This is a genomic window from Streptomyces sp. NPDC059832, from assembly GCF_042731715.1.
GTDB lineage: Bacteria > Actinomycetota > Actinomycetes > Streptomycetales > Streptomycetaceae > Streptomyces.
Genome location: NZ_JBHWIY010000001.1, coordinates 165,237 through 177,787 on the forward strand (window position 1 = coordinate 165,237; position 12,551 = coordinate 177,787).

1 protein-coding gene (only partly in view) is annotated in these 12,551 nt (G+C 71.2%); it reads right to left on the reverse strand.

The window, feature by feature from the left end; translation table 11 throughout:
- Window positions 1-12,551, reverse strand: the 3' end of a protein-coding gene (locus tag ACFV8T_RS00745) for a type I polyketide synthase (RefSeq protein ID WP_385323617.1). The gene runs 17,152 nt beyond the window's last position; 12,551 of the gene's 29,703 nt are visible here — the last part of the coding sequence; the start codon falls outside the window, past its right edge; the stop codon is at window positions 1-3.

Here is a 12,551-nt window from a genome sequence, read left to right on the forward strand (position 1 = left end):
TTACCGCCCCATCTCCCGGTTGATGAAGCTGAGCAGCTCGTCGTCGGAAGCGGACTCCAACTGCCCCAGCACACCGCCCTCCGCCGCCGCCGACTCCGTCTCCTCGCCCTGCCACTTCGCGAGGAACGCCTGCAGCCGTACCGCCACCCGCGTACGAGTGAGGGCATCGGGCTCCGAGGTGACCAGTGAGGCCTCCAGCTTGTCCAACTCGGTGAGCAGGGAGTCCCCGCTCGCCGCGCCGTCCCGGAAGATGTCCTGCCGCAGCAGACGGGCGGCCGAGGCCGCGTTCGGGTAGTCGAACACGAAGCCCGCCGGCAGGCGCAGCCCCGTGGCCCGGGTGAGCCGATTGCGCAGCTCGACGGCCATCAGCGAGTCGAAGCCCATTTCACGGAAGGCCCGGCCCGCCTCGATGTCGCCCACCGAGGCGTACCCGAGCACCGAGGCCGCCTGCTGGCGGATGAGCTCGACCAGTTCGGCCTCCTGCTCCTCCTCCGGCAGGACGGCGAGGCGCTGCCGCAGCTCGTCGGAGACATCGGTGTTCTCCGCCTCGCCCTCGGCCGCGTCCGCCGTGATCCGGGCGACGTCCGGCAGATCCGCCAGCAGCGGGCTCGGACGCAGCGCGGTGAACGCGCGGGCGAAGCGCCCCCAGTCCATATCGGCGACGGTCAGGACCGGCGACTCCTCGGCCACCGCCCGGACCAGAGCGGTGAGCGCCTGATCCGGCTCCAGGGGCAGCAGACCACGCCGCTGCATCTGCCCCTCACCGTTCCCGCCACCGGAATCGGCCGTGTCACCGGAGCTCCCGGAATCGGCCGTGTCGCCGCCGACCCACGGGCCCCACGCCACGGACGTGGCGGCCAGGCCCCGGGCCCGCCGGAGCTGGGCCAGCCCGTCCAGGTAGGCGGTACCCGCCGCGTAGGCACCCTGCCCGCCTCCGCCCCAGACACCGGCGATGGAGGAGAAGAGGACGAAGGCATCGAGCTCGGTCTCCGCGAACACGGCGTCCAGAGCGGCCGCTCCCGCGGTCCGCGCCCGCAGCGCCTCGGTCAGTTGCGCCGGGTCCGTGTCGGCGACCGGTGCGAAGTGGTTCGCGCCCGAGGTGTGGACCACGGCCCGGACCGGAGCGCCATCGGCGGCCAACTCGTAGGCGAGGGAGGCCAGTTGCGTACGGTCGGTCACGTCGACGTCCCGCACCGCGGCCCGCTCGCCCAGCTTTTCGAGGACGTCCGGGTCGGGCGTGCGGCCGACCGGGGTCAGGAGGACGACCCGCTCCACCGCCGTGCCCGCCAGCCAGCCCGCGAGGTGCCCCGCAAGCGGCGTGGTGCCGTCGCCGATCAGTACCGTGCCGCGCGGGACCCACTCGCCGTCCCCGGCCGGAGCCGCCGCCAGCAGCCGGCCCGCGAAGACGCCGGAAGAGCGGAGCGCGATCTGGTCCTCGCCCGACGTGCCCGACAGCACTGCCACGGCCTGCTCCCAGGTACGGGCGTCGAGGCTCTCGGGCAGGTCGATCAGACCGCCCCAGCGCTTCGGGTGCTCCAGGGCCACGACCCGGCCAAGGCCCCAGACCTGCGTCTGGGCCGCGTTGCGCAGCGGGTCGGAGGTCCCGGTCGAGACGGCACCCTGCGTCAGGCACCACAGCGGGGCCTCCACCCCGGCTTCGCCCAACTTCCGGACGAGCGCAAGCGTGGCCGCCAAGCCGGGCGCGACCCCTTCGTCGAGGGTCTCGTCGCCCGCCAGGCCCAGCAGGGACAGCACGCCGGCCGCACCGGCGTACCCGGACAGGTCGGTGGCGCCGGTGACGCGCACGACCTCGGCGCCCGCCGCCTTCAGACCGTGCTCGCACCACTCGACGACGGCGGTGCCGGACAGCGCGTCCGGCAGGGCCAGCAGCCAGCGGCCGGTCAGCACACCGCCCGACGGCTGTACGGGCTTCCAGGTGACGCGGTAACGCCAACCATCGGCCACCGAACGCTGTTGCTGTCGGCTGTGCCAGGACGACAGCACCGGTAGCACCTCGCTCAGCGGGCTGTCGGCCGTCAGTTCCCGACCGCCGGCCAGCGCCGAAAGGTCCTCGCGCGCCACGGCCTCCCAGAAGGCCGAGTCCGCGACCGGGGCCTCGCCCACGGCACCCGGGTGCCCGCCCGCCACCGGAGCCTTGGGCCAGAAGCGTTGCCGCTGGAAGGCGTAGGTGGGCAGGTCGACGCGCTGGGCTCCGGTGTTGGCGTAGTACGTCGTCCAGTCGATGCGGGTGCCTCGGACGTGGAGTTCGGCGAGGGCGGCGACGAGCGCGTCGGTCTCGGTGCGGTTCTTGCGCAGGGCGGGGAGGAAGGCGGCGTCGTCGGTGACGCAGCTCTGTCCCATGGCGGAGAGGACGCCGCCGGGGCCGAGTTCCAGGTAGGTGGTGACGCCCTGGGTTTCGAGGTGGCGTACGCCGTCGAGGAAGCGGACGGCCTGGCGGACGTGGTCCACCCAGTAGTCGGCCGACAGTAGCTTCTCACCGGCGAGTTCACCGGTGAGGTTGGAAACGATCGGAAGCTTCGGTGCATGGAAGGTCAGACCCTCGGCGACCGTCTTGAACTCGGCGAGCATGGGTTCCATGCGCGGCGAGTGGAAGGCGTGACTGACGCGAAGCCGCTTCGTCTTGGCGAAGCTCGACGCGATCGTCAGTACGGCGTCCTCGTCACCCGAGATCACCACGGAGTCCGGGCCGTTCAGCGCGGCGATCGAGACGCTTTCGGTGAGCAGCGGCAGGATGTCTGCTTCGGTGGCCTGGATGGCGACCATTGCGCCACCGGTCGGGAGTGCCTGCATCAGACGCCCACGCGCGGCGACCAGTGCCGCCGCGTCCTCCAGCGACCAGACGCCCGCCACGTGTGCGGCGGCCAGTTCGCCGATGGAGTGGCCCAGGAGGTAGTCCGGGGTCACGCCCCAGTGCTCCAGCAGCCGGAAGAGGGAAACCTCGATCGCGAACAGGCCCGCCTGGGTGTAGACGGTCTGGTCGATCAGCTCCGACCCACCGAACACCACCTCCTTCACCGGCTGATCGAGGTGCCGGTCCAGCTCCGCGCACACCGCATCAAAGGCATCGGCGAACACCGGGTACGCCTCGTACAGCTCCCGGCCCATCCCGGACCGCTGCGACCCCTGACCCGAGAACAGGAACCCGATCTGGCTGCCGGGGTGCGCCCGGCCGCCGATGACATCCGCCTCCATGCCCTGCTCCGCCAGCGCCTTGACGCCTTCGAGCAGTTCGGCTCGGTCGCTGCCGACGACGGCGGTGCGGTACTCAAGGGCGCTGCGACTCGTGGCGAGGGAGTAAGCCACGTCCTGTGCGCCCTGGTCCGGTCGGCTGAGCAGTCGCGCGTACAACTCCCGCGCCTGTGCAGCCATTGCCGACCGCGTCTTTGCGGACAGCACCCAGGGCACCACGGGCACCACGGGCGCCGACGAGTCCGCCGGCTGTCCGGCCTCCGAGGTACCGGCCTCGGCCGGTACCTCTTCGATGATGACGTGGGCGTTGGTGCCGCTGATGCCGAAGGAGGAGATGGCGGCGCGGCGGGGGTGTTCGTGTTCGTTCCAGGTGCGGGGTTCGGTGAGGAGTTCGACGGCTCCGGTGGTCCAGTCGACGTGGGTGGAGGGCTGGTCGACGTGGAGGGTGCGGGGCATGATGCGGTGGCGCATTGCCATGATCATTTTGATGATTCCGGCGACTCCGGCGGCGGCCTGGGTGTGGCCGATGTTCGATTTGACCGAGCCGAGCCACAGCGGCCGGTCCTGTGGGCGGTCCTGGCCGTAGGTGGCGAGGAGTGCCTGGGCTTCGATCGGGTCGCCGAGGGTGGTGCCGGTGCCGTGTGCTTCGACGACGTCGACGTCGGCGCTGGTCAGGCCCGCACTGGTCAGGGCCTGGCGGATGACGCGTTGCTGGGCGGGGCCGTTGGGGGCGGTCAGGCCGTTGGACGCACCGTCCTGGTTGATCGCCGAGCCGCGGACGACCGCCAGGACCGGGTGTCCCTTCGCGCGGGCATCGGACAGTCGTTCGACCAGCAGCATGCCCACGCCCTCGCCCCAGCCGGTGCCGTCCGCGGCCTCCGCGAACGCCTTGACCCGGCCGTCCCCGGCGAGCCCGCCCTGCCGGGAGAACTCGATGAACGCACCCGGCGTCGACATGACCGTCACACCGCCCGCCAACGCCATCTCGCACTCACCCGACCGCAACGCCTGCACCGCCAGGTGCAACGCGACCAGCGAAGCCGAACACGCCGTGTCCACCGTCACCGCCGGCCCCTCCAGACCGAACGTGTACGAGATACGACCCGACACCACACTCGCCGCATTGCCCGTGCCGACATGTCCCTCGGCACTGTCCGGGGATGCGAGCAGCAGACCCGTGTAGTCCTGGCCGTTCGTGCCGGTGAACACACCGGTGCGGCTCCCGCGCACGGACGCCGGGTCGATACCCGACCGCTCGAACGCCTCCCACGAGGTCTCCAGCAGCAGTCGCTGCTGCGGGTCCATCGCGAGGGCCTCACGTGGCGAGATCCCGAAGAAGACCGGGTCGAACTCCCCGGCATCGTGCAGGAAACCGCCCTGGTCGACGTACGAAGCCGCTTCCCGCTCGCGCGACGGGTCGTAGAGCCGCTCCAGGTCCCAGCCACGGTCCACCGGGAATCCGGAGACCGCGTCCGCCTCGGACGCCAGCAACTCCCACAGGTCCTCAGGCGACCGCACACCACCCGGGTAGCGGCAGCTCATGCCGACGATCGCGATGGGATCGTCCCCGTCGACAGGTCCGCCCGTGGCCGCGGGAACATTCGCGGCCCGCGCCTCGGAGCCCAGCAGTTCGTCCCGCACATGCTCGGCCAGGACAGCCGGGCTCGGGTAGTCGAAGACGAGGGTCGCGGGCAGCGAAAGTCCCGTCTCGCCCGCCAGGGCGTTGCGGAACTCCACCGCCGTGAGCGAGTCGAAGCCCAGCTCCCGGAAGGTCGCCGTCTCTCCGATGGCACCGGCACCGTTGTGCCCCAGCACCACCGCGGCCTGTGCCCGGACGACACCCAGCAGCAGTCGCAGTTGCTCGGCGCCGGTCAGACCGGTCAGCCTGCCGCGCAGCGCCGATTCGGCGCCCGCCGACTCCGCAGAGGCGGACGTCACGGCGAGCCGCTGGTTCTCGGGCAGGTCGCCGAGCAGCGGGCTCGGCCGCAGCGCGGTGAAGGGCGGTACGAAGCGTTCCCATTCCACGTCCGCGATGGTCACGCACGTCTCGTCCAGTGCCAGCGCCTGGCCGATCGCCGTGATGGCCGCATCCGGAGCCATGGCCGGCAGACCACGTCGGCTCAGCTCCGCCGTCATCTCGTCGTCTGCCATGCCGCCTTCGGCCCAGGGGCCCCAGGCGAGGGAGGTGGCGGCCTGGCCGCGGGTCCGGCGTTCCTGGGCGAGCGCGTCCAGGTAGGCATTGGCGGCGGCGTAACCCGCCTGCCCGCCACTGCCCCAGACTCCTGCGATGGAGGAGAAGAGGACGAACGCGTCCAGTTCGGTGTCCGCGAAGACGGCATCGAGGTTGGCCGCTCCGGTGACCTTCGCGTGCATCTGTCCGGCCAGCGCCTCTGCGTCGAGCTCGCTGGTCGGACCGGCCGAGGCGACGCCTGCGGCGTGGACGACGGTACGGACGGGGGTGCCGTCGGTTTCGAGGGAGTGGGCGAGGGCGGTGAGGGCTGTCAGGTCGGTCGCGTCGCAGGCGACGACGGTGGCTCCGGCCCCCAATTCCTCGATGTCTGCGCGGAGTTCGTCCGCGCCGGGGGTGTCGGGGCCTCGGCGGCTGGTGAGGACGAGGTGTGAGGCGCCGTTGGCGGCGGCCCAGCGGGCCACCCGGGCGCCCAGGCCCCCGGTACCGCCCGTGATCAGGACCGTGCCCCTGATCTTCCAGTCGTTGTGCGGTCCGGCAGCGGCCCGCACGACACGGCGTACGAAGACGCCGGAGGACCGCACGGCGACCTGGTCCTCGCCCGTGTCGTTGCTGTTGGCGAGGATGGTGGCGGTGCGTTCGAAGGCCCGTGCGTCCAGGGTTTCGGGGAGGTCGATCAGACCGCCCCACCGCTTGGGGTGTTCCAGGCCCACGACCCGGCCCAGCCCCCAGACCTGCGCCTGAGCGGTGCTGCGCAGCGGGTCGGAGGCTGCGGTTGATACGGCGCCCCGGGTCAGGCACCACAGGGGCGCGTCGATCCCGGCCTGCCCCAGTTGCTGGACGAGTTGCAGCGTGGCGGCCAGGCCCGGAGAAACCCCCTGGTCGAGCGGAGCGTTGTCGATGCCCAGGAGGGAGACGACACCGGTCACGTCCAGGCCCGGGGCCAGGTCGGTGATGGCCGTCCGTACGACGTCGGCACCTGCCTTGCGCAGGCCCGCCTCGCACCACTCGGTGATGTCCGCCGGGCCTGTTTCCGGTGCGATGAGGAGCCAGCGGCCGGACAGGGTGCCGGCCGGGGGCTGTACGGGCTTCCAGGTGACGCGGTAGCGCCACCTGTCGACCTCGGAACGCTGCTTCCGGCGACGACGCCACGACGACAGCGCGGGCAGCACCTCACCCAGCGGGGCATCCGCCGACAGTTCCAGGTCCCCGGCCAGCCCGGACAGGTCCTCGCGCTCGACGGCCTCCCAGAAGTCGGTGTCGAGCGGGTCGGTGACGGTGTCGGGGGCAGTTCTGGGCGGTGCCGGCCAGTACCGCTCATGCTGGAAGGCGTAGGTGGGCAAATCGGTGCGCCGGGCACCGGTGTTCGCGTAGTACGCGGCCCAGTCGACGGCCTTGCCTCGGACGTGGAGTTCGGCGAGGGCCGTGGTGAGGGCGTCGGGCTCGGTGCGGTTCTTCCTCAAGGCCGGTACGAAGGCAGCGTCGTCGGTAACGCAGGACTGGCCCATCGCGGACAACACCCCGCCGGGGCCGAGCTCCAGGTACGTCGTGACGCCCTGGGTTTCCAGGTGGCGCATGCCGTCGAGGAAGCGGACGGCCTGGCGGACGTGGTCCACCCAGTAGTCGGCCGACAGCAGCTCCTCACCGGCGAGTTCACCGGTGAGGTTGGAGACGATCGGAAGCTTCGGTGCATGGAAGGTCAGGCTCTCGGCGATGACCTTGAATTCGGCCAGCATGGGTTCCATGCGCGGCGAGTGGAAGGCGTGACTGACGCGGAGCCGCTTCGTCTTCGCGAAGCTCGACGCGATCGTCAGTACGGCGTCCTCGTCGCCGGAGATGACCACGGAGTCCGGGCCGTTGAGCGCGGCGATGGAGACACCGTCGACCAGCAGCGGGAGGACGTCTGCTTCGGTGGCCTGGATGGCGACCATCGCTCCACCGGTCGGGAGTGCCTGCATCAGCCGGCCCCGGGCCGCGACCAGCGCCGCCGCATCCTCCAGGGACCACACGCCCGCCACGTGCGCGGCGGCCAGCTCACCGATCGAGTGACCGAGCAGATAGTCCGGGGTCACGCCCCAGTGCTCCAGCAGCCGGAACAACGCGACCTCGATCGCGAACAGGCCCGCCTGGGTGTAGACGGTCTGGTCGATCAACTCCGACCCGTCGAAGACAATCTCCTTGACCGACTGGTCCAGATGCCGGTCCAGCTCCGCACTCACCGCGTCGAACGCGTCCGCGAACACCGGGTACGCCTCGTACAGCTCCCGGCCCATCCCGGACCGCTGCGAACCCTGACCCGAGAACAGGAACGCCGAACGGCCACCCTGGACCGACCCGCGCACCACACCCGCGACAGACCGCCCCTCGGCCACCGCACGCAGCAGCGCCCCACGGTCCTCACCCACCACCACCGCACGGTGCTCGAACGCCGTACGCGTCGAAGCCAACGACCAGCCCACATCCAGCGGCGACACATCGCCCACCAGACCGAGCAGCCGCTCCGCCTGACCGGCCAGCGCCCGCTCCGACCTGGCCGACAGCACCCACGGCACCACCGGCAGCACCGAGGCAGCCGCCTCGTTCAGTTCCCGGATCGCGAGGTCCGTCCCACTTCCGACCGCACGCTTCCGCAGCGCCGCCACGGCGGCGGTCAGCTGCTCCAGGGCCGGGCCGTTCTTGCGGAGTACCGACACCGTCAGTGCCGTGCTCTCGCCGAGGCATGCCCGGCCCAGAGCGGTGAGCACACTGTCCGGGCCGAGCTCCACGAACTGCTCGACGCCCAGCTCGCGCAGTGCGTGCATGCCGTCGAGGAAGCGGACGGTCTGGCGGACGTGGTCCACCCAGTAGTCGGCGGTCAGCAGTTCCTCACCGGCGAGTTCACCGCTGAGGTTGGAGACGATCGGGATCTGCGGTGCGTGGAAGGTCAGGTTCTCCGCCACGGCCTTGAACTCGGCCAGCATGGGCTCCATGCGCGGCGAGTGGAAGGCATGGCTGACCCGCAGTCGCGCCGACCGCTCGAACCGGGCGGCCACCGCCAGTACCGCGTCCTCATCGCCCGAGACGACGACCGACGACGGACCGTTGACGGCCGCGATCGAGACACCCTCGGTCAGCAGCGGCAGGACGTCCGCCTCCGCCGCCTTGAGTGCGACCATCGCGCCGCCGGCCGGGAGTGCCTGCATCAGGCGGCCCCGGGCGGCGACCAGTGCCGCCGCGTCCTCCAGCGACCAGACACCCGCCACGTGTGCGGCGGACAGTTCGCCGATGGAGTGGCCGAGCAGGTAGTCGGGCGTAATGCCCCAGTGCTCGACCAGCCGGAACAGCGCAACCTCGACGGCGAACAGGCCCGCCTGCGTGAACACCGTCCGGTCCAGCAGCTCGGAGTCGCCGAAGACGACCTCCTTCACCGGGCGGTCCAGGTGCTTGTCGAGCTCCGTGCACACCGCGTCGAACGCCCCGGCGAACACCGGGAATGCCTCGTACAGTTCGCGTCCCATGCCGACGCGCTGCGCGCCCTGGCCCGAGAACAGGAACGCGGTCCGCCCGGCGGCTGCCTCCGGCGCCGTCCGGGCCGGCTGGGACAGGAGGCCGCCCTGGTCGTACCCGTCGGGCGACTCCTCCACGATCACGTGTGCGTTCGTACCGCTGATGCCGAACGACGACACACCGGCGCGACGCGGCTCATCACCCGTCGGCCAGGCGACCGGCTCGGTGAGGAGTTCCACCGCCCCCGCCGACCAGTCCACCTGCGTGGACGGCTCGTCGACGTTGAGCGTCTGCGGGAGTACGCCGTGGCGCATCGCCATGACCATCTTGATGATGCCCGCGACACCGGCCGCGGCCTGCGTGTGACCGATGTTCGACTTGACCGACCCCAGAAGCAGCGGCTTGTCCGCCGGCCGCTCCTGGCCGTACGTGGCGAGCAGGGCCTGGGCCTCGATCGGGTCGCCCAGCTTCGTTCCGGTACCGTGCGCCTCGACCACGTCGATCTGTCCGGCGGACAGGCCCGCACTGGCCAGCGCCCGCCGGATCACCCGCTGCTGCGAGGGGCCGCTCGGGGCGGTCAGGCCGTTGGAGGCGCCGTCCTGGTTCACGGCGGAGCCGCGGACCACCGCGAGGACGCGGTGACCCTTGCGACGGGCGTCGGACAGCCGCTCCAGCAGGAGCACGCCCACACCCTCGGACCAGGCGGTGCCGTCGGCGGAGTCCGCGAAGGCCTTCACCCGACCGTTGGGGGCCAGGCCCCGCTGCTTGCTGAACTCGATGAAGCTGCCGGGCGTGGCCATCACGGTCGCGCCGCCGGCCAGCGCCATCTCGCACTCGCCCGAGCGCAGTGCCTGGGCCGCCAGGTGCAGGGCGACCAGGGAGGACGAGCAGGCCGTGTCGACGGTGACCGCCGGGCCCTCCAGGCCCAGGGTGTACGAGACGCGGCCCGAGACCACGCTGCCTGCGGACCCGGTGGTGAGGAAGCCCTCGACACCCTCCGGGACCTCGACCAGCTGCGAGACGTAGTCGTGGTACATCAGACCGGCGTACACGCCCGTCTGGCTGCCCCGCAGAGCAGTCGGGTCGATGCCCGCGTACTCGATGGCCTCCCAGGATGCCTCCAGCAGCAGGCGCTGCTGCGGGTCCATCGCCAGGGCCTCGCGCGGCGAGATCCCGAAGAAGGCAGGGTCGAACTCGGCCGCCGTGTGCAGGAAGCCGCCCTCCGTCGCGTACGACGTACCGGTGCGGTCGTCGCCCTGCTCGAAGAGACGCCCGACGTCCCAGCCGCGGTCCGTCGGCAGCGGGGAGATGGCGTCGCCGCCGGAACCCACCAGCCGCCACAGGTCCTCGGGGCCGGCCACGCCACCGGGGTAGCGGCAGCTCATGCCGACGATGACGACCGGGTCGTCGTGGTCGACGGCGGCCGGCGCCGAGCCCGCTCCCTGCTGTTCCCGCACGCCGCCCGTGCTCTCCATGGCGATGTGCTCGGCGAGGACGGTGGCGGAGGGGTAGTCGAAGACGAGGGTGGCGGGCAGGCGCAGGCCGGTGACCTTGCCGAGGCGGTTGCGGAGTTCGACGGCGGTGAGGGAGTCGAAGCCCAGCTCGGTGAAGGCGCGGTCGGCGGGGACCGCGTCGCCGGACGCGTGTCCGAGTACGGCCGCGACCTCGTTCCGTACGACATCCAGCACCAGCCGGATCCGGTCCTGCTCACCGGCGGCCAGCAGTTGCTGGACGAAGCCGGCGGACTGCCCGGCACCCGCGCGTGCGGTCCGCCGGTTCGTCGTGCGGACCAGGCCGCGCAGCAGATACGGGACGACCGGCGCCGAGCGGAACGCTTCGAGGTCGAGATGGACCGGCACGAGCGTCGCCGAGTCCGCACGCAGGGCGGCGTCGAAGAGTTCCAGACCCTCTTCGGGCGAGAAGGGCGTGATTCCGCTTCGGCTCATCCGCTTCGCATCGGCTGCGTCGAGGCGGCCTGCCATGCCGCCTTCGGCCCAGGGGCCCCAGGCGAGGGAGGTGGCGGGCAGTCCCTGGGCGCGGCGGTGCTCGGCGAGTGCGTCGAGGAAGGCGTTGCCTGCGGCGTAGTTGGCCTGGCCGGGCCCGCCGAAGGTGCCCGAGGCGGAGGAGAAGAGGACGAAGAAGGAGAGGTCGAGGTGGGTGGTGAGTTCGTGGAGGTGCCAGGCGGCGTCGACTTTGGGGCGGAGGACGGTGTTGAGTCGTTGGGGGGTGAGGGTTTGGAGTGTGCCGTCGTCGAGGGTGCCGGCGGTGTGGATGATGCCGGTGAGTTTGTTGGTGTGGGTGATGTTGTTGATGAGGGTGGTGAGGGCGTTGCGGTCGGTGGTGTCGCAGGTGACCCAGTGGGCGGTGGCGCCGAGGTTGTTGAGTTCGGTGATGAGTTGGGGGCCGTTGGGGCCGCCGTTGGGGCGGCGGGCGGCGAGTACGAGGTTGCGTGCGCCGTGTGTTTGGACGAGGTGGCGGGCGATGAGGGTGCCGAGGGCGCCGCTGGCTCCGGTGATGAGGATGGTGCCGTTTGTGTCGAGTGGTGTGGGTTGGGTTGGTGTGGGTGTGGGTGTGGGGGTTCGGGTGAGTCGGGGGATGTGGGTGGTGTGGGTGGTGTGGGCGAGTTGGGGTTCGCCGAGGGTGGTGAGGGTGGTGAGGGTGTGGTGGTCGGGTGTGGGGGTGTTGGTGGGGGTGTCGATGAGGGTGATGCGGTCGGGGTGTTCGGCTTGGGCGGAGCGGATGAGGCCCCATGTGGTGGCGGCGGCGAGGTCGGTGATGGGGGTGTTGTTGGCGGTGGTTGCGCCGTGGGTGAGGACGATGAGGTGGGTGTTGTCGGGGTGGTCCTCGTCGAGCCAGGTCTGGAGGCGGGTGAGCGTGTCGGTGACACGGGCGTGGACGTCCGTGACCACATCGGCGCCGGCGTGGATGTCGAGGCCGGGGCCGGGGCCGGGGACTTCGAGAATGTCGAGCTTTTCTGCCGGGTCGGTGGTAGGGGTTGTCGGGGCCGGGACCCATTCCAGCTGGAACAGCGAGTCGGAGTGCGCGTGGGGTGCGGCTCCGTCGATCTGTTCGGCTGTTACCGGTCGCAGGGTGAGTGCGTCGATGTGTCCGACGGGGGTTCCGGTGCCGTCGGCGAGGTCGAGGGTGACGGTGGCGTTCTGGCTGTGGGTGATGCGTACGCGCAGGACGGGGGAGCCGATGGCGGTGAGGTTGACGCCGGTCCAGGCGAAGGGGAGGCCGGGGCCTTCGAGTCCGGTGGGTCCGCCGCTGACTGCGATGGCGTGGAGGGCGGAGTCGAGGAGTGCGGGGTGGAGGCCGAAGCGGCTTGCTTCGTCCCAGAGGTCCTGGTCGAGGGCGACTTCGGCGAACACTTCGTTGTCGCGTCGCCATGCGGCGCGCAGGCCCTGGAAGACGGGGCCGTAGCCGAATCCGGCGGTGGCCATGTTCTCGTACAGGCCGTCGGTCTCGATCACCGTCGCATCGCGCGGCGGCCACTCGGTGAGGGGGGTGCCCGGGACGGCGGGTTCGGTGGAGACGGAGCCTGTGGCGTGCAGGGTCCAGGTGTTGGTCTCGGTGCTGGAGTGGATGGTGACGGAGCGCCGGTTGTCGGCTTCCGCGGCGCCCACGACGACCTGGAGATCGACCGCGCCGCTCTCGGGGAAGACCA